Annotated in this window: 21 protein-coding genes; 16 read left to right on the top strand and 5 right to left on the bottom strand. The window is 66.5% G+C overall.

Features of this window, described 5'->3' with window-relative positions:
* Positions 1 to 18 precede the first annotated feature (18 nt).
* Genes BAY15_RS16735 through hemC form a run of 4 tightly spaced genes read left to right on the top strand, consistent with a single transcriptional unit; the run spans position 19 to position 3,411 of the window.
* On the top strand, positions 19 to 693 hold the full coding sequence (locus tag BAY15_RS16735; RefSeq protein ID WP_068854821.1) for an alpha/beta hydrolase: 675 nt from the start codon (positions 19 to 21) through the stop codon (positions 691 to 693).
* A gap of 3 nt (positions 694 to 696) precedes the next feature.
* Entirely contained in the window at positions 697 to 1,743 is a 1,047-nt protein-coding gene (locus BAY15_RS16730) for a sensor histidine kinase (RefSeq protein ID WP_068854117.1), read from the top strand.
* Positions 1,744 to 1,753: 10 nt separating this feature from the next.
* Entirely contained in the window at positions 1,754 to 2,482 is a 729-nt protein-coding gene (locus tag BAY15_RS16725) for a LytR/AlgR family response regulator transcription factor (protein ID WP_068854116.1), read from the top strand.
* A gap of 17 nt (positions 2,483 to 2,499) precedes the next feature.
* The gene (gene hemC / locus BAY15_RS16720; protein ID WP_068854115.1) at positions 2,500 to 3,411 is read left to right on the top strand and encodes a hydroxymethylbilane synthase; all 912 of its coding nucleotides are present in this window, start codon (positions 2,500 to 2,502) and stop codon (positions 3,409 to 3,411) included.
* Between the two features lie 95 nt (positions 3,412 to 3,506).
* Here the strand turns inward: hemC and BAY15_RS16715 are convergent, their stop codons facing one another.
* Both BAY15_RS16715 and BAY15_RS16710 read right to left on the bottom strand, forming a co-directional pair.
* A complete protein-coding gene (locus BAY15_RS16715) occupies positions 3,507 to 4,283 on the bottom strand; it encodes a DUF481 domain-containing protein (protein WP_068854114.1) in 777 nt (258 codons plus the stop codon).
* A 116-nt stretch (positions 4,284 to 4,399) separates the two neighbouring features.
* Entirely contained in the window at positions 4,400 to 5,011 is a 612-nt protein-coding gene (locus tag BAY15_RS16710; protein WP_068854113.1) for a LolA family protein, read from the bottom strand.
* 89 nt (positions 5,012 to 5,100) lie between these two features.
* Between BAY15_RS16710 and BAY15_RS16705 the strand changes: the two genes are divergently transcribed.
* Both BAY15_RS16705 and BAY15_RS16700 read left to right on the top strand, forming a co-directional pair.
* Complete coding sequence (locus BAY15_RS16705; RefSeq protein ID WP_068854112.1) at positions 5,101 to 6,066, top strand: helix-turn-helix transcriptional regulator; 966 nt, start codon at positions 5,101 to 5,103, stop codon at positions 6,064 to 6,066.
* Positions 6,067 to 6,160: 94 nt separating this feature from the next.
* A complete protein-coding gene (locus BAY15_RS16700; RefSeq protein WP_068854111.1) occupies positions 6,161 to 6,955 on the top strand; it encodes a MetQ/NlpA family ABC transporter substrate-binding protein in 795 nt (264 codons plus the stop codon).
* A 29-nt stretch (positions 6,956 to 6,984) separates the two neighbouring features.
* Here the strand turns inward: BAY15_RS16700 and glpK are convergent, their stop codons facing one another.
* Positions 6,985 to 8,487: a glycerol kinase GlpK gene (glpK, locus tag BAY15_RS16695; protein WP_068854110.1), complete on the bottom strand. Its 1,503-nt coding sequence runs from the start codon at positions 8,485 to 8,487 to the stop codon at positions 6,985 to 6,987.
* A gap of 224 nt (positions 8,488 to 8,711) precedes the next feature.
* A complete protein-coding gene (locus tag BAY15_RS16690; RefSeq protein WP_068854109.1) occupies positions 8,712 to 9,341 on the bottom strand; it encodes an OmpW/AlkL family protein in 630 nt (209 codons plus the stop codon).
* 163 nt (positions 9,342 to 9,504) lie between these two features.
* Here BAY15_RS16690 and BAY15_RS16685 point away from each other — a divergent pair, with 163 nt between their 5' ends.
* From BAY15_RS16685 to lpdA, 4 genes are all read left to right on the top strand, one after another.
* Positions 9,505 to 10,059, top strand: a complete 555-nt coding sequence (locus tag BAY15_RS16685; protein ID WP_099047417.1) for a DNA-deoxyinosine glycosylase — start codon at positions 9,505 to 9,507, stop codon at positions 10,057 to 10,059.
* Between the two features lie 179 nt (positions 10,060 to 10,238).
* Positions 10,239 to 11,963: a dihydrolipoyllysine-residue acetyltransferase gene (gene aceF / locus BAY15_RS16680; RefSeq protein WP_068854107.1), complete on the top strand. Its 1,725-nt coding sequence runs from the start codon at positions 10,239 to 10,241 to the stop codon at positions 11,961 to 11,963.
* A gap of 26 nt (positions 11,964 to 11,989) precedes the next feature.
* Positions 11,990 to 12,610: a hypothetical protein gene (locus BAY15_RS16675; RefSeq protein WP_068854819.1), complete on the top strand. Its 621-nt coding sequence runs from the start codon at positions 11,990 to 11,992 to the stop codon at positions 12,608 to 12,610.
* Positions 12,611 to 12,627: 17 nt separating this feature from the next.
* Positions 12,628 to 14,436, top strand: coding sequence for a dihydrolipoyl dehydrogenase (gene lpdA, locus BAY15_RS16670; RefSeq protein ID WP_068854106.1), 1,809 nt, complete (start codon positions 12,628 to 12,630; stop codon positions 14,434 to 14,436).
* Between the two features lie 97 nt (positions 14,437 to 14,533).
* Here lpdA and BAY15_RS16665 read toward each other — a convergent pair whose 3' ends face one another.
* Positions 14,534 to 15,349, bottom strand: a complete 816-nt coding sequence (locus tag BAY15_RS16665; protein ID WP_068854105.1) for a hypothetical protein — start codon at positions 15,347 to 15,349, stop codon at positions 14,534 to 14,536.
* A 510-nt stretch (positions 15,350 to 15,859) separates the two neighbouring features.
* Between BAY15_RS16665 and BAY15_RS16660 the strand changes: the two genes are divergently transcribed.
* From BAY15_RS16660 to atpA, 6 genes are all read left to right on the top strand, one after another.
* Positions 15,860 to 16,228, top strand: coding sequence for a hypothetical protein (locus BAY15_RS16660; RefSeq protein WP_176472592.1), 369 nt, complete (start codon positions 15,860 to 15,862; stop codon positions 16,226 to 16,228).
* A gap of 31 nt (positions 16,229 to 16,259) precedes the next feature.
* Positions 16,260 to 17,054 carry a F0F1 ATP synthase subunit A gene (atpB, locus tag BAY15_RS16655; protein WP_068854103.1) on the top strand — a complete coding sequence of 265 codons (795 nt, stop codon included), beginning with the start codon at positions 16,260 to 16,262 and terminating at the stop codon, positions 17,052 to 17,054.
* Between the two features lie 63 nt (positions 17,055 to 17,117).
* A complete protein-coding gene (gene atpE / locus BAY15_RS16650; RefSeq protein WP_068854102.1) occupies positions 17,118 to 17,420 on the top strand; it encodes a F0F1 ATP synthase subunit C in 303 nt (100 codons plus the stop codon).
* A gap of 111 nt (positions 17,421 to 17,531) precedes the next feature.
* Positions 17,532 to 18,002 (top strand): F0F1 ATP synthase subunit B, encoded by a 471-nt coding sequence (locus tag BAY15_RS16645; protein ID WP_068854101.1) that lies wholly within the window; start codon positions 17,532 to 17,534, stop codon positions 18,000 to 18,002.
* Positions 18,003 to 18,005: 3 nt separating this feature from the next.
* Positions 18,006 to 18,533, top strand: coding sequence for a F0F1 ATP synthase subunit delta (locus tag BAY15_RS16640; protein WP_068854100.1), 528 nt, complete (start codon positions 18,006 to 18,008; stop codon positions 18,531 to 18,533).
* A gap of 44 nt (positions 18,534 to 18,577) precedes the next feature.
* Entirely contained in the window at positions 18,578 to 20,125 is a 1,548-nt protein-coding gene (gene atpA, locus BAY15_RS16635) for a F0F1 ATP synthase subunit alpha (protein WP_068854099.1), read from the top strand.
* Positions 20,126 to 20,130 lie beyond the last annotated feature (5 nt).

The raw sequence follows: 20,130 nt of genomic DNA, 5'->3' as shown, positions 1-20,130 counted from the left end.
ACGAACTGGAGCCGCATGATGTCGCAAGCGCTGGAAACCGTAGTCAACGAAACCGCCGCCAACCCGCAATGGTCCGTGCTCTGGCTGCACGGCCTGGGCGCGGACGGCCATGATTTCGCCCCGATCGTGCCCGAGCTGCTGCGTCCGCACTGGCCGGCGATCCGCTTCGTGTTTCCGCATGCCCCGATGCAGCCGATCACCATCAACAACGGCGTGCCCATGCGCGCCTGGTATGACATCGTCAGCATGGACTTCCGCTCGCGCGCCGATGCTTCCGGTGTGGATGCCTCGGTACGCGCGCTGGATGCCCTGATCGATGCGGAGGTCGCGCGCGGCATTCCAGTCGAGCGCATCCTGCTCGCCGGCTTCTCGCAGGGCGGGGCGATCATCCTCAGCGCCGCACTGCGCTCGACCCGTGCCATCGCCGGGCTGATCGCGCTGTCCACCTACCTGCCGGATCCGGAAGCGGCCATCAAGGCCGCCATTGCCGATGGCGCCCGGCCGCCGGTGTTCATGGCCCATGGCGCGCAGGATCCGGTGATCCCGCAGGTGATCGCTGCCGACACCGCCCAGCGGCTCACGGCAGCCGGCTTCCCGCTGGAGTGGCATTCCTATTCCATGGCCCACCAGGTCTGCGCCGAAGAACTGCAGGCGCTGGGCGACTGGCTGGACGCACGCTTCGCCGCCGCCTGAGCCATGAACGACCCGCGCCAGCAGCTGTGGTTGCCCGAGCTGTGCCGCCTGCCGCGGCTGGGCGCGATGCTCGGCCTGGCAGAGCTGGTGGTGGTGGTGGTGGCGCTGTCGCCCGACGGCAGCCGGCAATGGAGCGTGGCGGATTTCCTGTCGGCCAGCGGCCTGGCGTTGTGGCTGGCATTGGCGGTCACGGTGAGTCTGTGCGCGGCGCGGGCGACCTTGTCGCGGCTCCCGGAAGCGTTGGGTTCGGCGCTGGCAGTAGCCATGGCCGCCCTGATCGCTGCCGCCTGCACGGGCATCGTGCACGCGCTGTATGCGGTGCTGGATGCGCGCGGTTTCGCCGGGGATGTCGGCTTCTGGCGGTTCACCCTGGGCTGCGCCACGGTCACCGCGCTGATCGTGGCACTGGCGTTGCGCTACTTCTACGTGAGCGATCGCTGGAGCGCGCAGACCGTGGCCAACGCACGCGCGCAGGCCGATGCGCTGCAGGCGCGGATCCGCCCGCATTTCCTGTTCAACAGCATGAATCTCATCGCCAGCCTGGTGCGGCGTGATCCGGAAGTGGCCGAGCGCGCGGTGCTGGATCTGTCCGACCTGTTCCGTGCCGCGCTGGGGGCGGGCGAGGGCGACTCCACCCTGCAGGCCGAGTGCGAACTGGCCGAAGCCTACCTGTCGATCGAATCGCTGCGGCTGGGGGAGCGCCTGCAGGTGGAATGGCAACGCGCAGACGGCTTGCCCTGGACCCTGCCGATGCCGCGCCTGGTGCTGCAGCCGCTGGTGGAAAACGCGGTGCTGCATGGCATTTCGCGGCTGCCGGCTGGCGGCACCATCGTCATTGCGCTGTCCTTCGAAGGGGCGCAGCTGCACATCCGCATCCAGAACCCCGCACCCGATCCGGACGTGCGTGCGCTGCCGCTCATGCAGGGCGCCGGGCATGCGCAGCGCAACATCGCACACCGCCTGGCCTGGCGGTTCGGCCCGGCTGCACGGATGACGGGGGCATGGAACGACGGCTACTATGCCTGCGACATCTTCGTGCCTGTTCAGTGAGGAAGCCTGCTTGAGAGTTGTCATCGCCGACGACGAGCCGCTCGCCCGCGAGCGCCTGCGCAGCCTGCTGGCCGAACAGCCCGGGGTCGAGGTGGTGGCCGAAGCCGAGAATGGCGAGCAGGCGCTGCATGCCTGCGCGGAGCTGCAGCCGGACCTGGTGCTGCTGGATATCGCCATGCCCGGGCTGGACGGCCTGGAAGCCGCCCGTCACCTGGCCACCTTCGATCCGCGCCCGGCGGTGGTGTTCTGCACCGCCTACGATGCGCACGCGCTGTCCGCATTCGAAGCGGCGGCCATCGATTACCTGATGAAGCCGGTACGCAGCGAACGCCTGGTTGCCGCGCTGGAACGCGCCCGGACTTTCCTGGCCGGCCGCAACGGGCAGCCCAGCGCGCCCAGCCAGCAGGCACGCACGCTGTTGTGCGCGCGCCTGCGCGGCAGCCTGCGACTGATCCCGATCGACGACATCCACTACATGCAGGCCGAGGAAAAGTACGTGGTGGTGCACCATGCGCGCGGCGAGGACCTCATCGAGGAGTCGCTGAAGTCGCTGGAAGAGGAATTTGCCAGCCGTTTCGTGCGCATCCACCGCAACTGCCTGGTGGCCCGCCACGAACTGGTGGAGCTGCGACGAAATGGCGCAGGCCAGGTCCAGGCCGTGCTGCGCCATGGCAAGGCCCCGCTGGAGGTCAGCCGGCGCTGCGTGGCGAGCCTGAAGCAGGACCTCAAGCACCTGTAACCGGCGATAATGGGCGCATGACCAGCCTGCGCATCGCCACCCGAAAGAGCCCGCTTGCCCTGTGGCAGAGCGAACATGTTGCCGACCGCCTGCGCCTGGCCCACCCCGGGCTGGACGTGGTGCTGGTGCCGATGAGCACCCGCGGCGACGAAGTGCTGGACCGCTCGCTGGCCGCGATCGGCGGCAAGGGCCTGTTCCTGAAGGAGCTGGAGCTGGCCATGCTGCGGGGCGATGCGGACTGCGCCGTGCACTCGCTCAAGGACGTGCCGATGGAACTGGACGCACCGTTCGCGCTGCCGGCGATGCTGGCCCGGCACGACCCGGCCGACGGGTTCATTTCCAACCTGTACGCCTCGGTGGACGCGCTGCCGATCGGCGCGCGCGTGGGCACCTCCTCGCTGCGCCGCCAGGCCCAGCTGCGCGCGCTGCGCCCGGACCTGGAACTGCTGGACCTGCGCGGCAACGTCAACACGCGCCTGGCCAAGCTCGACAACGGCGGCTACGACGCCATCGTGCTGGCCGTGGCGGGCCTGGAACGGCTGGGGCTGGGCGCGCGCATCGTGGCGCGGCTCGCTGCACCGGACTGGTTGCCGGCGCCGGCGCAGGGCGCGGTCACGGTGGAATGCAACGGCGACGATGCGCGGGTGATGGCGCTGTTCGCCCCGCTCGACGATGCGCGTACGCGCGCCTGCGTGGAAGCCGAGCGCGCCATGAACCGCGCGCTGCACGGCAGCTGCCACGTGCCGGTGGCCGGCTACGCGCAGTGGGAGGGCGACAATCTGTTCCTGCAGGGCCTGGTCGGCGGCGTGGCCGACGGGCGGCTGATCCGCGCCGAAGCGCGGGGCCCGGGCAGTGACCCTGATGCGCTCGGAAAAGCGGTGGCCCAGGGCCTGCTGGACGGCGGCGCCGGCGAGTTGATCGCCGTCTGAGGCTGCGCGCGGTGTCCGGCCAACGGCCGGACCTACGAATTGCTACGGGCCCATTGGGATCGGGATGAACCAACCCCGGATCCCGGTTGTCCCCATTACTTGAATTTGTAGACCACGTTCATCGTGGTCAGGGTGTCGGTCTTGCGCTTGTCTTCGGCCACGTCGCTGTTGTAACGCGCCTGCCAGGCCGCCTTCAGGGCCAGGTGCTCGTTCATGCTCACCGACACGCCGAAATCGTTCTGGCCGAAGGTGTTGTACGAGCCCGATTCCACCAGCAGGGTGTTGATCAGGTCGGTATTGGGGGTCAGCGAATACTTCACGTCGAACAGCCCGCGGCCGATCAGGCCGGTACGGGTTTCATCGTCTTCGGTGTTGTGCGTGCGGCGCACACCGGGGCCGATCTGCGCGTCCATGTAGAAACGGTCGCCTTCCACCAGCCGGGTGCCGTAACCCAGACCGAACGAACTCTGGCGGTCGTAGGTAGCGAAATCGTCGCGCTCATAACGCACCGTGGCGGTGATCTGGCGGTGCTCGCCCAGCTGCAGCGCGCTGCCGGCGCTGCCGGTGTAGCGGTTGGCGGTGGTGTTGCTGCGCTTGGTGACGGTGCCATCGTCGGCGGTTTCGGTGTATTCCGAACGCGAGCGCAGGCCGAACAGGTCCATGCTGTGCACCCAGTCGTCATCGGTATAGCGCAGGCGCAGCCGGCCGTTGGCGCTTTCGGTGTTGCTGTTGCCCCGTGCGGAGGCAAACCCGAGTTCGCCGCCGCTGCCGCTCCACGGCGAGGTCATCGCGGCCAGGTCGGTGGTGTCCTGGGCAAAGGCGGCCGGGGCACTGAGCAGCAGGGAAGCAAGCAACGTCACGCGCAGGGACATCAACGATTCTCCGGATCAACAGGGGGGAGGAGCAACGCGTGATGATACTGGATGCCTTCACGCCGTTTTTCCTTTTCCCGCCCGTGCTTTAGGAGAGGTTTGGACTTGTCGCCTGTTCAGGGCACTGGGATCTGCAGTGTGGGGTCGTCGAAACGGCTGTAATCCACCGTGACCTTGAAGGCTTTGCCCTGGGTCTGGCCCTGGCGTTCGATCCGCACCGGAAGGCCGGCCGCGTTGATCCAGTACAGCATGCCGTCAGGTGCGGCGCTGGCATGGCGCACGCGGTAGCGGCGGGCGGACTGCCCATCCACGCGCTCCTCGCCCAGTGCTTCAACCTGCAGTTCGGCGGCGGTGGCGTCAGCCGGCAACGGGCTGCGCCATTGCGCCAGCAGGCCCGGCGGCACCGGCACTTGGCGGACTTCGCCGGCGCGCTGCAGGAAGAACGTGTCGCCGATGATGGTCTGCACGCCCTCGTCGGTCTGCAGGCGGTAGCGGTCAGGCGCCACGAATTCCATGCTGGCGTCCAGCGTGCGCGGCCCCTGCATGTGCAGGCTGGCGTGGAAGCTGCGCAGCTGCCCGAAGCGCTGGCTGGCGGCCAGTACCGCCTGCGCGGGATCGCTGGCGACCGGTACCGGCGGCGTGGCGGCTGCAGGAGCGGCGGGCGCAGGTGCCTGCCCGCAGGCAGACAGCAGCAGGGACAGCACGGCAACGGCAGGCAGCAGGCGCATGGCGGGGTTCGGGCGGGCAGGGGGCCCCACGATAGCCGAAGTTCGGATCCGGGCCGCCACAACGGCGGCGACTCGGACATAATCGGGTCATGGACCGATATGAACGCATCAACGCCCTGCATCGTCTGCTGAAGTCCGCCCGCTATCCGGTCACGGTGGCGACCCTGCAGGAAAAACTGGCGTGTTCGCGCGCCACCGTCTATCGCGACCTGGCCTTCCTGCGCGATGCGCTGATGGCACCGGTCGAGGGCGATGGCGAGGCCGGCTTCCGCTACCAGGACAACGAGAGCGAGCGGTTCGAGCTGCCCGGCCTGTGGCTCAGCTCCGAAGAACTGCACGCCCTGCTGGCCTCCCAGCACCTGCTGGCGCGTACCGGCGGTGGCGTGTTGTCGTCGGTGCTGGCGCCGCTGCAGCAGCGCATCGAAGGGTTGCTGGCCGCGCAGGCCGGCGTGTCGACCTGGCCGGTGGACCGGGTGCGGGTCATTCCGCACCGCGGCCGCAAGTTCGATGAAGCCAGCTTCCGCGCCGTGGCGTCGGCCGTGCTGGAGCGCAGGCAGCTGGCGTTCGAGTACCGGGCCCGTTCCACCGACGAGGCGACCAAGCGCACCGTGTCGCCGCAGCGCATGACCCACTATCGCGACAACTGGTACCTGGACGCCTGGGACCACGGCCGCGAGGGCCTGCGCAGCTTCGCCGTGGACCGCATCTACAAGGCCCGCGTGGTCGACACGGTTGCGCGCGACGTGGACGACACCGAGCTGGACGAGCAGTTGGGTGCCAGCTACGGCATCTTCTCTGGCCCGCCCAAGGGCTGGGCCACCATCGTCTTCAGTGCCAAGGCCGCGCGCTGGGTGGCCGACGAGCATTGGCATTCCAAGCAGCAGGGCCGGTTCCTGGCCGACGGCCGCTACGAGCTCAAGGTGCCCTACAGCGTTTCGCGTGAGCTGCTGATGGACGTGCTGCACTACGGTTCGGACGCGGAAATCATCGAGCCGACCGTGCTGCGCGAGCAGGCCAAGGCGCTGCTGATGATGGCGCTGAGCAATTACGAATAACGGTCATGCCCCCCGGTCATATGGCCGGGATACCCGGCTGGCCGGGGCTTGCGGTATGGTTGGCTGCTACGCAGCCCCCCCGGATTCCGTCCCCATGAAAAAGACCCTGTTGCTCCCGTTGCTGGCCGCCACGCTGGCCCTGGCCGCCTGCGGCAAGCCCGCCGCCGATTCCAGCAAGCTGGTCGTTGCGGCCACGGCGGTGCCGCACGCCGAGATCCTGGCGGTGGTCAAGCCGATCCTGCAGAAGGAAGGCCTGGAGCTGGACGTAAAGGTCTTCAACGACTACGTGCAGCCCAACGACCAGCTGGTGCAGAAGCAGGTGGACGTGAACTACTTCCAGACCGAACCCTACCTGGACGCCTACAACCGCGACCGCAAGACCGACCTGACCAAGGTGATCGGCGTGCACATCGAGCCGTTCGGCGCCTACTCGCGCCGCTTCAAGTCGCTCGCCGATCTGCCGGTGGGGGCCGACGTGGTGATTCCCAACGACCCGAGCAACAACAGCCGTGCGCTGATCCTGCTGCACAAGGCCGGCGTGATCACGCTCAAGGACCCGACCAACGCACTGGCCACCCAGCGCGACATCATTGCCAACCCGAAGCAGCTCAAGTTCCGCGAACTGGATTCGGCGATGCTGCCGCGTGTGCTCGACCAGGTGGACCTGGCCCTGATCAACACCAACTACGCGCTGGACGCGGGCCTCAACCCGACCCAGGACGCGCTCGCGATTGAAAGCAAGGATTCGCCGTACGTGAACTTCCTGGTCGCCCGCCCGGACAACAAGGACGACCCGCGCGTGCAGCAGCTGGCCAAGGCGCTGACCAGCCCGGAAGTAAAGGCCTTCATCGCCGAGAAGTACAAAGGCGCGGTGCTGCCGGCGTTCTGATCGGGGAAGAGCCGACCAACGGTCGGCTCCTACCGCGGGGGGCGGAAGCCCATCGTCGCTTCCACCGCCTGGAGCCACCCGGCGTACAGCGCTTCACGCCGGTCAACCGCCATCTGCGGCACGAACCGGCGATCCACCGCCCACTGCTCGGCAATCTCGGCGCGGCTGCTCCAGAACCCGGTGGCCAGGCCGGCCAGGTAGGCCGCGCCCAGCGCGGTTGTCTCGGCCACCTGCGGGCGCAGCACGGGCACGCCCAGCAGGTCGCTCTGGAACTGCGCCATGAAGTCATTGGCGATCGCGCCCCCATCGGCGCGCAGTTCCTTCAGTTTAATGCCCGCATCGGCCTGCATCGCGGCCAGCACGTCGCGGGTCTGGTACGCCATCGATTCCACCGCCGCGCGGATGAAGTGTTCCTTGGTGGTGCCCCGGCTCAGGCCGAACACCGCCCCGCGCACATCGCTGCGCCAGTACGGCGCGCCCAGGCCGACGAAGGCCGGCACCATGTACACCCCACCGTTGTCGGCCGCGCGTTCGGCATAGGCCTGGCAGTCGCTGGACTTGCCGAACATGCGCAGCCCGTCGCGCAGCCACTGCACCACCGAGCCGGCCACGAAGATCGAGCCTTCCAGGGCGTACTCCACCTGCCCATCGATGCCCCAGGCCAGCGTGGTGAGCAGGCCGTTGCTGGAGGCCACCGCGCGGGTGCCGGTATGCATCAGCATGAAACAGCCGGTGCCATAGGTGTTTTTGACCATGCCAGGTTCGAAACAGGCCTGGCCGAACAGCGCGGCCTGCTGGTCGCCAGCGATGCCGGCAATTGGAATGTGCTGGTCGAAGAAGAACTGCGAACGCGTGGTGCCATACACCTCGCTGGAGCTGCGCACTTCGGGCAGCATCGCGCGCGGGATGTCCAGCAGCGCCAGCAACGCATCATCCCAGGCAAGGGTGTGGATGTTGAACAGCAGCGTGCGGGCCGCGTTGCTGTAGTCGGTGACGTGCACCGCGCCGCCGGTGAGGTTCCACACCAGCCAGCTGTCGATGGTGCCGAACAGCAGCTCGCCGCGCTCGGCGCGGGCCTGCGCGCCGTCCACGTGGTCAAGGATCCAGCGGATCTTGGTCGCCGAAAAGTAGGCATCCACCAGCAGCCCGGTGCGTGCGCGGATCAGCGGCTCGTGGCCTTCTGCCTTGAGGCGTTCGCAGATGTCGTTGCTCTGTCGGGACTGCCAGACGATCGCATTGTGGATGGGCTGGCCGGTGGCTTTGTCCCAGACCACCGTCGTTTCGCGCTGGTTGGTGATGCCGATCGCCGCGATCTGGCGCGGATCGATCTGCTCGCGGTTGAGCAGCTCGGTCAGGGTGGTATAGACACTGGTCAGGATCTCGCGCGGATCGTGTTCAACCCAGCCCGGCTGCGGGAAGATCTGCCCGAACTCGCGCTGCGCCACCCCGGCGACGTGTCCGGCGCGGTCGAACAGCATTGCGCGCGAGCTGGTGGTGCCCTGGTCGATGGCGAGTACGTAGCGTTTGTCCATGGGGGATCCTGGGGTACGGCCGGCACGATGCACTGGCGATGGTAACGCTACGCGATTGCCGCCATGGCAGATCGTACAGCTCGACGGCCCATTCCCGCGATCAAGGTAGTCCACTTCACGCGCATACAGCCCCGCGCCGAAATGCGACCGGTAAAAAGGGCAATGCCAGAAACGACAACGGGCCCGCGAGGGGCCCGTTGCATTGCTACGTGTAGCGGAAGCGCTTAGAAGCGCGCGCCGATACCGAAGCCCACCGTCCACGGATCCAGCTTGGCTTCGTCGCCCGTGCTGCGGCCGTTGACGGTCAGGTCCGGGCGCGAATGCATGTAGCGGGCATCGGCGCGGGCGAACCAGGTGCTGTTGATGTTCATGTCCACGCCGACGGTGCCGATGGCGCCCTTGGCGGTTTCCAGCCCGATATGGCCGACGTCGCTGGCCAGCTTCTCGTTGCTGAAGTTCGACTCGTAGTAACCCACGCCCACGAACGGACGGAACACGTTGTCGGCCTGGCCGAAGTGGTACTGGCCGCTCAGCGCGATCGGCTGCTGCTCAACCGTGCCCAGCTGGCCGTTGGCGCCGCGCACGCGGTGGTCGAACTTGTCAGCTGCGCCCCACAGTTCCACGGCCCAGTTATCGTTGATGTAGTAGCTGAAGCTCAGCGTCGGCGCCGGGCCGCCATCGACCTTGTCGATGCCTTCCAGCGGATCATTCTTCGGCTGCAGCAGTGCAACGCCGCCGACAACGGCGAAATGCTTGCCCGACGCGGTGTCGGTGGTGCTGTCCTGCGCGAAGGCGGCAGGTGCGAAGGCAAGGGCAGTCAGGGTAGCCAGGGTCAGGGTGCGGATGGAGCGCATGGGGGAATCTCCTCAGGTATTTTTTTGTTCTTGGGGCCCCCGTTGCATCGGGGCGAGGCAAACGTAGTCCCCGCAACATGAATCGAATCCGACGCGCGTTAAAATTTAGTTTGTTCTGTTCAGCCAGCAGCGCGGAATCGTTGCGCTGGCGCGCGATCATGCAATGCACGACATTCATGCATCTGGAGACACCGTGACGAATCCAATGCTGTGCATCGGCCTGCCTGCGCAGGTTTCGGCAGGTTGCCGCGTGCTCGTGCTGGGATCGATGCCGGGCGTCGCATCGCTGCATGCATCGCAGTATTACGCGCATCCGCGCAATCGATTCTGGCCGTTGATGGCGGCGCTGACCGGGATCAACGCCGGCCTTGCCTACGTTGATCGCCTGCAGGCGTTGCAATCGGCCGGCGTAGGGCTGTGGGATGTGATCGGGCAGTGCGAGCGGCGTGGCAGCCTGGACGCGGCGATCGTGCGCGGCAGCGAAGTGCCCAATGCCGTGGCCGATCTGGTTGGCCGATTGCCGGCCTTGGCGGCGGTCGCCTGCAATGGCGCCACTGCACACGCCGCCTTCGTGCGTTACATCCTGCCGGTGCTGGGCGACCGTGCGGCTTCCCTGGCGGTGTGGTCGCTGCCCTCGACCAGCCCGGCGAATGCGGCATGGCCGCTGCCGCGCCTGCAGGTGGCGTGGCAGCCCGTCGCCGATGTCCTGGCCGGCTGAGCCGGACCGTAGCGGGACAATACGGTACCGACTGGAACACCGGCCGCAGCAGCGCCCATCCCTGCTGCAACACGCTGTCCCGGGACAGAGCGGGTGAAAATTGCCCAAGCTGGTTGGCGCTGACGCCTCATGCCCCCACAATAGGCGATTCCCTACACCAGATTGCCGGAGTTATCCCCATGGCCGAAATCAAGGAAGCACTTGTCCCCGATATCGGTGACTACAGCGATATCCCGGTAATCGAGGTGCTTGTCGCCGTTGGTGACACCGTCAAGAAGGACCAGGGGCTGGTCACGCTCGAGTCGGACAAGGCCACGATGGAAGTGCCGTCCTCGGTCGCCGGCGTAGTCAAGGAAATCAAGGTCAAGGTCGGCGACAACCTGTCCGAGGGCAAGGTCGTGGCCCTGATCGAAGTGGCTGACGCAGCCGCAGCGCCTGCCCCGGCGGCTGCGCCGGCACCCGCTGCCGCCCCGGCCAAGGCTGCTGCTGCCGCCCCGGCCCCGGCCACCCAGAGCGCGCCCGCCGCTGCACCGGCTGCTGCCGGCGGTGGCCCGGTGGAAGCGCTGGTGCCGGACATCGGCGATTACACCGACATCCCGGTGATCGAAGTGCTGGTCGCCGTCGGCGATACCGTCAAGAAAGACCAGGGCCTGGTCACGCTCGAGTCGGACAAGGCCACGATGGAAGTGCCGTCGTCGGTTGCCGGCGTGGTCAAGGAAATCAAGGTCAAGGTCGGCGACACCCTGTCGCAGGGCAAGGTTGTCGCCATCATCGAAGCCGAGGGCGCCGCCGCCCCGGCGCCGAGCCAGGCCGCCGCTGCCGCCGCCCCGGCCGCTGCCGAAACCGGCACCAAGGTGGAACCGGTCGCCGTGCCGGCCCAGCCGGACAAGCTGGCGGCGCGCGAAATCGCCAGCGCCCCCTCGGCCGGTGCCCCGAGCAGCCCGCCGGTGCAGTTCAACGCCGACAGCGTGCTGCCGTCCAAGGTGCCGTACGCCACCCCGGCGGTGCGCGTGTTCGCCCGCGAACTGGGCGTGGACCTCAACCAGTTGACCGGCACCGAAAAGGGCGGCCGCATCACCAAGGCCGACGTGCAGAAGTTCGTCAAGTCGGCGTTGACCGGCGCTGGCGCCGCCGTTGCCGGTGGTACGGTCGCCGCCGGTGGCGGGCTCAACCTGCTGCCGTGGCCGAAGGTCGATTTCAGCAAGTTCGGTGAAGTCGAGACCCAGCCGCTGTCGCGCATCAAGAAGATCTCCGGCGCCAACCTGGCGCGCAACTGGGCCATGATCCCGCACGTCACCCAGTTCGAGCAGGCCGACATCACCGACCTGGAAGGCCTGCGCGTGGCGCTGAACAAGGAAAACGAGAAGGCCGGCATCAAGCTGACCATGCTCGCCTTCCTGATCAAGGCCAGCGCCGCGGCGCTGAAGCAGTTCCCGGAATTCAACGCATCGCTGGATGCGGCCGGTGAAAACCTGACGCTGAAGAAGTACTTCAACATCGGCTTCGCTGCTGACACCCCGAACGGCCTGGTCGTTCCGGTGATCCGCGACGTGGACAAGAAGGGCGTGGTGCAGATCGCCCAGGAAACCGGCGAGCTGGCCAAAAAGGCGCGCGACGGCAAGCTGGGCCCGGCCGACATGAGTGGCGGCTGCTTCTCGATCAGCTCGCTGGGCGGCATCGGCGGCACCGCCTTCACCCCGATCGTCAATGCACCGGAAGTCGCCATCCTGGGCGTGTCCAAGTCCTCGATCCAGCCGGTCTGGAACGGCAAGGAATTCGCTCCGAAGCTGATGCTGCCGCTGTCGCTGAGCTACGACCACCGTGTCATCGACGGTGCGCTGGCCGCGCGCTTCACCACGTACCTGTCGCAGGTGCTGGCCGACATGCGGCGCGTGCTGCTGTGAGGCAGCGCCTGGCGGGCGTTGCGGTGATGTTGGCCGCCCTGGTTGTTGCGCCCGGCGCGTCCGCCGCGTGCACGACCGATATCGGCCGCGGCTGGCCGCCGGCGGTGGGCAACTACGGCCAGGCCGTGGAAACCCTGTTCAATGGCAATGCACAGCCCGCGCTGGCGCTGACCATCCTGCCCAAGGGCGGGGTGGAAACCGGCGTGGCGCTGCTCCCCGGCAGCCAGGACCAGGCGTGGACCCTGCGCTACAGCGAGGCCGACAAGCGCGTGTACAACTGGAACAACAGTGCACGCGGTGGTGGCGTGGAGCTGCGCGTGGACCAGGAACCGGACCAGTACCAGGTCGCCATCCCCGCCGCGCTGGCCCAGCGCCTGCTGCGCAGCTGGCAGGCCGCGCTGGATTCGGGTGTGCCGGCAGGGCGCAAGGCGCCGGTGACCGACGGTGAGGTGCTGTCCTTCCAGGTGGCTGGCGAGCGCTACAGCGGCCCGCGCTGGGAGTGCGGCGCCGGCAAACTGATGATGAAACAGGTGGCGCTGCTGATCGAAGCCAGCGACACCAAGGAAAAGAAGCTCGACCGTCGCTGGCAGGATCTGGACGAGTCGCTCGACGAACTGCAGCAACTGCTCGCCGGCAACGCCGGCTGAGACCCAGGAGAAGACGAATGGCCGCTATTGAAATCAAGGTTCCCGACATCGGCGATTACAGCGCGGTGCCGGTGATCGAACTGCTGGTCGCCGTGGGCGACACGGTGAAGAAGGACCAGGGCCTGGTCACGCTGGAATCGGACAAGGCCACCCTGGAAGTGCCGTCTTCGGCTGCCGGCGTGGTGAAGGAAATCAAGGTCAAGCTCGGCGATACGCTGTCCGAAGGCGATGTGGTGGTGGTGCTGGACGCCGAAGGCGCCGCTGCCGCCCCGGCCGCGTCTACGGCGGAAGCGCCCAAGGCCGCCGCCCCGGCCAGCAAGCCGCCGGTGACCCCGTCGCACCGCGCGCCGGCCGAACCGGCCGCGCCGCAGCCGGCGCTGTCGTCGGGCAAGCCGGCCGACATCGAATGCCAGATGGTGGTGCTGGGTGCGGGTCCGGGCGGTTACACCGCCGCGTTCCGCTCGGCCGACCTGGGCGTGGACACCGTGCTGATCGAACGCTACGCCAGCCTGGGCGGCGTGTGCCTCAACGTGGGCTGCATTCCGTCCAAGGCGCTGTTGCACGCCGCTGCGGTGATCGACGAAGTGGCCCACGCGGGCGATTTCGGCGTGGAATTCAGCGCGCCGAAGATCACCCTGGACAAGCTGCGCGGCTACAAGGAAAAGGTGGTCACCCAGCTGACCAAGGGCCTGTCGGGCATGGCCAAGCAGCGCAAGGTGCGCACCGTGCAGGGCGTGGCGACCTTCGTGTCGGCCAATGAGCTGGAGATCGTCGGCGACGACGGCACGACCCAGCTGCTGCGCTTCCAGCAGTGCATCATCGCCGCCGGCTCGCAGGCAGTGAAGCTGCCGAACTTCCCGTGGGACGACCCGCGCGTGATGGATTCCACCGACGCGCTGGAACTGGCCGACATTCCCGGCTCGCTGCTGGTGGTCGGTGGCGGCATCATCGGCCTCGAAATGGCGACCGTGTACGCGGCGCTGGGCAGCAAGGTGACCGTGGTGGAGTTCATGGACCAGCTGATGCCTGGTGCCGACAAGGACCTGGTCAAGCCGTTGGCAGACCGCCTGAAGAAGCAGGGCGTCGAGGTCCACCTCAAGACCAAGGCCTCCGGCGTGAACGCGGACAAGAAGGGCATCACCTTGACCTTCGAAGCCGCTGCCGAAGGCGAGAAGCCGGGGCTGGAGCAGGGCACCTTCGACCGCGTGCTGGTGGCCGTGGGGCGCTCGCCGAACGGGAAGAAGATCGGCGCGGAGAAGGCCGGGGTGGGCGTCACCGAGCGTGGCTTCATTCCGGTGGACCGCCAGATGCGCACCAACGTGCCGCACATCTTTGCCATCGGCGATATCGTCGGCAACCCGATGCTGGCCCACAAGGCCACGCACGAGGGCAAGCTGGCCGCTGAAGTGGCCTCGGGCGAGAAAAAGGAGTGGGTGGCGCGGGTGATTCCGTCGGTGGCCTACACCAACCCGGAAATCGCCTGGGTCGGCGTGACCGAAACCGAAGCCAAGGCGCAGGGCCTGAAGGTCGGCGTGGCGAAGTTCCCATGGGCGGCCAGTGGCCGTGCCATCGGCATCGGCCGCACCGAAGGCTTCACCAAGCTGATCTTCGATGAGGAAACCCACCGCATCATCGGCGGCGCGATCGTCGGCGTGCACGCCGGTGACCTGCTGGCCGAAATCGGCCTGGCCATCGAGATGGGCGCCGAAGCCGAAGACATCGGGCACACCATCCACGCCCACCCGACGCTGAGCGAATCGGTGGCGATGGCCGCGGAAATCTACGACGGCACCATCACCGATCTGTACATCCCGAAAAAAAAATGATCGGTAGAGCGGACTGTTAGTCCGCTGCATGTTACCCAACAAAAAACCCGGCATTCGCCGGGTTTTTCGTGCGGTAACACACCAACCAACGGTTGGATCAGAACGAAACGCTGATGCCGGCGACCGGGCCCTTGAATTCCTGCTTCAGGCCGATGGTGCCATCGCTGCCGGTCTGGTCGACGTCGAGGCGGAACCAGTCGTAGCCGGCGAAGATGCCGAAATTGTCGGTGAACCTGTAATCCACGATCACATTGGCGCGGGTCAGGTCGCCATCGTAGTCATCGAAGTTGCCCCAGTCAGTGTTGAGGTACTGGCCCTGCGCGGTGATCATCCACTTCTCGGACGGGGTGATGGTGAAGCGCGCACCGACCACCGGCGCAACGCCGTCGGCCTTCTCGTCCAGGAACTCGCCCTGGTACACGGTGCCCAGGTCGGCGTAGGCCTTGGTGCTCACCTTGGCGTACTCCGCACCCAGCTGCAGGCCGAGGTCGAACTTCTCGGTGTCCACCACCGAGTAGTCGTACACCAGGCTGGCCACCTGGTACTTCAGCTCGCCCTTGACGAAGCTGCCGGCGGGCACGGTTTCGCCGCCGAAGCTGATGCCGTCGTTGAGGGTTTCGCGGCGGTCCTTGTCGTACTTGAAGTAGTTGAAGATCAGGCGCTGGCGGTCGCTGATGCGGAACAGGCCGTCAATGCGCGGCTCCCATTCCTTGCCGCCCAGGCCGAAGTCCTCGGAGAAGCCCACATCCTGGCCGAGCACCGTGGTGTTGCCCCGGATCGTGTTGTCCGAGTCGATGTTCATCGCACCCAGGCGCAGGGCGAAGCGGTCATCGCCTTCGGCCGCGCTCGCGGACGTGGCGTGGGTGAGGGCGGCCATGGCCAGCGGCAGGGCGAGCAGGGGAAGCAGGCGCATCGTTCTATCCTTGGAGGGATTCAGTGAAGTGGAATCACTCTGCCCAGCGCCGCGTCCACCATTCGTGAACGTATGGTGGAGATTGTGTGTACCGTTCATGCACCCCGGGTGACCGTCGGGGTCCGGGCGTGGCCGCCGCGGGCACTGCACAACGTTGTAGCGGATGCGGCCGGCCCGGAAAAAAGGCGGCCCCGGAGAGAGCTCGGGGCCGCCCGGTACCGGCCTGCTTCAGGGGCATCGACGAGGATCGAATTGACAGGCCCACTTCTCTGACCGGGCCCCACGACCAAAGTTCAATATGGTGCGACGCGACATGAATTGGGGCCGGCTGTAGCGGGATCGGACCCCCTCCCGGGCCAAAATCTGTGGCGATGCAGCAACTTGCGTCGTCCGGGATGAACAGGCGCAGGTTGTCTCGCAAATTGTCCCGTTGCTATAATTTGGCGGCTCGACGGGGCACAGGCAGTTCCAGCCCCGGTCACCCCTCCCACAACCATGCAGGACATACGTGTGCTGAACTCCGTTGACGCGGGTCGGCGACTGATGCTGCGCGCAGCGGTGTACCCGCTGGCTGCAGTGGCTGTCCTGGCCCTGGTGCTCCTGCTGCTGGCAGGCCCGAAGTACGCGCTTGGCGCGCTGGCATCGGGCATCGCGGTATCGGCAGGTGGCTGGGTCGCGGCGCGGATGGCGCTGGGGGGCGGGGTGCAGGCGGCAGGTTCAGCGATGTCGCGGCTGATCCTGGCGGTGGTGGCAAAGTGGGCGCTCGTATTCGGTGTCCTGGCGGTGGGTTTCGTGGTCTTCAAGCTGCCTGCATTGGCGCTGCTGGCCGGAATCGCCGTCGGACTGATGTTCCAGGTCCTGGCTCTGGCCAGGCGCTGATCCAATTTATTTAACTCAAGGTTCCGGACACATGGCAGGCGAGGCGCTTACACCCACCTCCTACATCCAACATCACCTGCACAACCTGACGTTCCACATGCAGGAAGGTGGTTTCTGGGCAATTCACGTCGACACCATTGTGACTTCGGTCCTGATGGGTTTGTTGATGGTGTTTGGCTTCTGGATGGCCACCCGCAAGGCCACCGCCGGCGTACCGGGCAAGTGGCAGGCGTTCGTTGAAATCTGCCTGGAGTTCGTTGACCGCCAGGCCAAGGACACCTATCACGGCACCAGCAAGCTGGTGACCCCGATCGCGATCACGATCTTCTTCTGGATCCTCCTGATGAACCTCATCAAGATGATCCCGGCCGACTTCATCGCCCTGCCGCTCGAAGCGCTGGGCATTCCGTACTGGAAGCCGGTCCCGACCGCCGACGTCAATGCCACCCTGGGCATGTCGATCAGCGTGTTCTTCCTGATGCTGTTCTTCGCGCTGCGCGCCAAGGGCCTGGGTGGTTTCACCAAGGAATTCCTGACCGCACCGTTCGGCAAGTGGATGATGCCGTTCAACCTGATCCTCAACATCGTCGAGTGGCTGAGCAAGCCGATCTCGCTGGCGATGCGACTGTTCGGCAACATGTTCGGCGGCGAAATCGTGTTCCTGCTGATCTGGGTGCTGGGCAGTGCCGGCATCATGGGCGCCATCGCAGGCGGCGCCTTCGGCCTCGGCTGGATGCTGTTCCACCTGCTGGTGATTCCGCTGCAGGCCTTCATTTTCATGATGTTGTCCATCGTGTACCTGAGCCTGTCGGAAGACGCTCACTGAGTTTCCGCTTCACCCTTCATCCGTTTCATTACCCTTAGCTACTTAAGTTTCCGGAGATAACCCATGTACTTTGCCGTCCTGACCAACCTCGCCCAAGTCCAGAGCTCCACCGTCCTCGCCGTCGGCATCATGATCGGCCTGGCCGCGCTGGGTGCCGGTCTCGGTCTGGCCATCATGGCCGGTAAGTTCCTGGAATCGGCTGCCCGCCAGCCGGAACTGATCCCGGTGCTGCAGGTCCGCATGTTCATCACCGCCGGCCTGATCGACGCCGCGTTCATCATCTCGGTCGCCGTCGGCCTGCTGCTGGCCTTCGCCAACCCGACCATCGCTGAGTTCGTGACCCGCCTGCCGCCGGTTGCCGGCTGATCCAGCGAAAGCGAAACGATCAGGCGCCTCGAGCGCCTGATCGCGGATGAAGGAACGGATGCGCCGCTCCTGCGGCGCCTCCACCCCATCACCCCAGATTGAGCGAACCCCATGGAAATCGGTTTTACCCTCGTTGCCCAGGCACTGGCGTTCGCCGGTCTGATCTGGATCATCGCGACCAAGATCTGGCCGCCGCTGATGAACGCCATCGAAGAGCGCCAGCAGAAGATCGCTGAAGGGCTCGCTGCTGCCGACCGCAGCCAGAAGGATCTGGCCCAGGCGCAGGAAAAGGTCAACGAAGCACTGAAGGACGCGCGCACCAAGGCCAACGAGATCATCGACCAGGCCCATGCCCGCGCCAACCAGATCGTTGATGCTGCCAAGAATGAAGCCATCGTCGAAGCGAACCGCCAGAAAGAACTGGCCCACGCCGAGATTGAACTGGCCGCCAACCGTGCCCGCGAGGATCTGCGCAAGCAGGTGTCCGTGCTGGCCGTGACCGGTGCCGAAAAGCTGCTCAAGCGCGAAATCGACGCCAACGCCCACAAGGCGCTGCTCGACGAGCTGGCCTCGGAGATCTGATCGATGAGCCAGGCCCTCACGCTTGCACGCCCGTATGCCCGCGCCGCGTTCGCGACCGCGCGCGACGAAGGCACGTTCGCGCCGTGGTCGGACGCGCTTGCGTTCTCCGCCCATGTAGCCGCCGATCCGCGCGTGTCGGCCCTGCTGTCGAACCCGGAGCTGGGCCGTGACGATGCCGTCGCGTTGCTGGCCCCGGAAACGGCAGGCGAGTCGTTCGGTCGCTTCCTGGCCATCCTGGCCGAAGCGCACCGGCTGCCGCTGCTGCCGGAAATCGCAGGCATGTACGACCAGCTCCGCGCTGAAGCCGAACACGTGGTGAAAGCCACCGTGACCTCGGCCGCCGAGCTGTCCACCGCTGAGCTGGACGCCATCAAGGCCGCGCTGCGCAAGCGCTTCGGCCAAGAGGTCGACGTCACCACCGCCATCGATGCGTCGCTGATCGGCGGTGCGGTGATCGACGCTGGCGACGTGGTGATCGATGGCTCGCTCAAGGGCAAGCTGTCGCGCCTGCAGACCGCGCTCGCTAACTGAATTCATTTAACGTCCGGCGTGATCGCCGGCACTAGGACTTGACGATGGCAACCACGCTCAACCCCTCCGAAATCAGCGAACTGATCAAGAACCGCATCGAGAAGGTCAAGCTGGCCGCGGAATCGCGCAACGAAGGCACCGTGACCAGCGTGTCCGACGGCATCGTGCGCATCTTCGGCCTGGCCGACGTGATGCAGGGCGAAATGATCGAACTGCCGAACAACACCTTCGCCCTGGCCCTGAACCTGGAGCGCGACTCGGTCGGCGCCGTGGTCCTGGGTGGCTATGAGCACCTGCGCGAAGGCGACGTGGCCAAGACCACCGGCCGCATCCTGGAAGTGCCGGTCGGTCCGGAGCTGCTGGGCCGCGTGGTCAACGCGCTCGGCGAGCCGATCGACGGCAAGGGCCCGATCGCTGCCCAGGCCACCGCACCGGTGGAGCGCGTTGCCCCGGGCGTGATCTGGCGCAAGTCGGTCGACCAGCCGGTGCAGACCGGTTACAAGTCCGTCGACTCCATGATCCCGATCGGCCGCGGCCAGCGCGAGCTGGTCATCGGTGACCGCCAGACCGGCAAGACCGCCCTGGCCATCGATGCGGTGATCAACCAGAAGGACACCGGCATCAAGTGCGTGTACGTCGCGATCGGCCAGAAGGCCTCGACCGTGGCCAACATCGTGCGCAAGCTGGAAGAGAACGGCGCCCTGGCCCACACCGTGGTCGTGGCCGCCACCGCGTCCGAATCGGCTGCCATGCAGTACATCAGCGCCTACTCGGGCTGCACCATGGGTGAGTACTTCATGGACCGCGGCCAGGATGCCCTGATCGTGTACGACGACCTGTCCAAGCAGGCCGTTGCCTACCGCCAGATCTCGCTGCTGCTGAAGCGCCCGCCGGGCCGTGAAGCCTACCCGGGTGACGTGTTCTACCTGCACTCGCGTCTGCTCGAGCGCGCCGCCCGCGTCTCGGAAGAGTACGTGGAGAAGTTCACCAATGGTGCCGTCAAGGGCCAGACCGGTTCGCTCACCGCGCTGCCGATCATCGAAACCCAGGCCGGCGACGTTTCCGCGTTCGTGCCGACCAACGTGATCTCGATCACCGACGGCCAGATCTTCCTGGAAACCGACCTGTTCAACTCGGGCATCCGCCCGGCCGTGAACGCCGGTATCTCGGTGTCGCGCGTCGGTGGTGCGGCCCAGACCAAGATCATCAAGAAGCTGTCGGGCGGCATCCGCATCTCGCTGGCCCAGTACCGTGAGCTGGCCGCGTTCGCGCAGTTCGCCTCGGACCTGGACGAAGCCACCCGCAAGCAGCTTGAGCGCGGTCAGCGCGTGACCGAGCTGATGAAGCAGAAGCAGTACGCCCCGATGTCGATCGCCAACCAGGCGCTGTCGATCTACGCCGTCAACGAGGGTTACCTCGACGACGTGCCGGTCAACAAGCTGCTGGCCTTCGAAGAAGGCCTGCACGCCCACTTCGCCAACACCCAGGGCGAACTGGTCGGCAAGGTCAACGCCACCGGCGGTTGGGACAACGACATCGAAGCGGCCTTCAAGAAGGGCATCTCCGAGTTCAAGACCACCGGCAGCTGGTAAGCCGC

The sequence above is a fragment of the Stenotrophomonas rhizophila genome, assembly GCF_001704155.1.
GTDB classification, from domain to species: Bacteria; Pseudomonadota; Gammaproteobacteria; order Xanthomonadales; family Xanthomonadaceae; genus Stenotrophomonas; species Stenotrophomonas rhizophila_A.
The sequence above is the reverse complement of the archived record's forward strand: the minus strand, read 5'-3'. Positions and strand labels throughout refer to the sequence as shown.

Excerpts from the sequence above, each read along its gene's own strand:
- BAY15_RS16685 (WP_099047417.1), top strand. The coding sequence starts at position 9,505 with ATGCACGACATTCATGCATCTGGAGACACCGTGACGAATCCAATGCTG.
- BAY15_RS16705 (WP_068854112.1), top strand. The coding sequence starts at position 5,101 with ATGGACCGATATGAACGCATCAACGCCCTGCATCGTCTGCTGAAGTCC.
- atpB (WP_068854103.1), top strand. The coding sequence starts at position 16,260 with ATGGCAGGCGAGGCGCTTACACCCACCTCCTACATCCAACATCACCTG.
- hemC (WP_068854115.1), top strand. The coding sequence starts at position 2,500 with ATGACCAGCCTGCGCATCGCCACCCGAAAGAGCCCGCTTGCCCTGTGG.
- BAY15_RS16700 (WP_068854111.1), top strand. The coding sequence starts at position 6,161 with ATGAAAAAGACCCTGTTGCTCCCGTTGCTGGCCGCCACGCTGGCCCTG.
- BAY15_RS16645 (WP_068854101.1), top strand. The coding sequence starts at position 17,532 with ATGGAAATCGGTTTTACCCTCGTTGCCCAGGCACTGGCGTTCGCCGGT.
- BAY15_RS16665 (WP_068854105.1), bottom strand. The coding sequence starts at position 15,349 with ATGCGCCTGCTTCCCCTGCTCGCCCTGCCGCTGGCCATGGCCGCCCTC.
- BAY15_RS16730 (WP_068854117.1), top strand. The coding sequence starts at position 697 with ATGAACGACCCGCGCCAGCAGCTGTGGTTGCCCGAGCTGTGCCGCCTG.
- lpdA (WP_068854106.1), top strand. The coding sequence starts at position 12,628 with ATGGCCGCTATTGAAATCAAGGTTCCCGACATCGGCGATTACAGCGCG.
- atpA (WP_068854099.1), top strand. The coding sequence starts at position 18,578 with ATGGCAACCACGCTCAACCCCTCCGAAATCAGCGAACTGATCAAGAAC.
- atpE (WP_068854102.1), top strand. The coding sequence starts at position 17,118 with ATGTACTTTGCCGTCCTGACCAACCTCGCCCAAGTCCAGAGCTCCACC.
- BAY15_RS16715 (WP_068854114.1), bottom strand. The coding sequence starts at position 4,283 with ATGTCCCTGCGCGTGACGTTGCTTGCTTCCCTGCTGCTCAGTGCCCCG.
- BAY15_RS16690 (WP_068854109.1), bottom strand. The coding sequence starts at position 9,341 with ATGCGCTCCATCCGCACCCTGACCCTGGCTACCCTGACTGCCCTTGCC.
- BAY15_RS16710 (WP_068854113.1), bottom strand. The coding sequence starts at position 5,011 with ATGCGCCTGCTGCCTGCCGTTGCCGTGCTGTCCCTGCTGCTGTCTGCC.
- glpK (WP_068854110.1), bottom strand. The coding sequence starts at position 8,487 with ATGGACAAACGCTACGTACTCGCCATCGACCAGGGCACCACCAGCTCG.
- aceF (WP_068854107.1), top strand. The coding sequence starts at position 10,239 with ATGGCCGAAATCAAGGAAGCACTTGTCCCCGATATCGGTGACTACAGC.
- BAY15_RS16640 (WP_068854100.1), top strand. The coding sequence starts at position 18,006 with ATGAGCCAGGCCCTCACGCTTGCACGCCCGTATGCCCGCGCCGCGTTC.
- BAY15_RS16675 (WP_068854819.1), top strand. The coding sequence starts at position 11,990 with ATGTTGGCCGCCCTGGTTGTTGCGCCCGGCGCGTCCGCCGCGTGCACG.
- BAY15_RS16735 (WP_068854821.1), top strand. The coding sequence starts at position 19 with ATGTCGCAAGCGCTGGAAACCGTAGTCAACGAAACCGCCGCCAACCCG.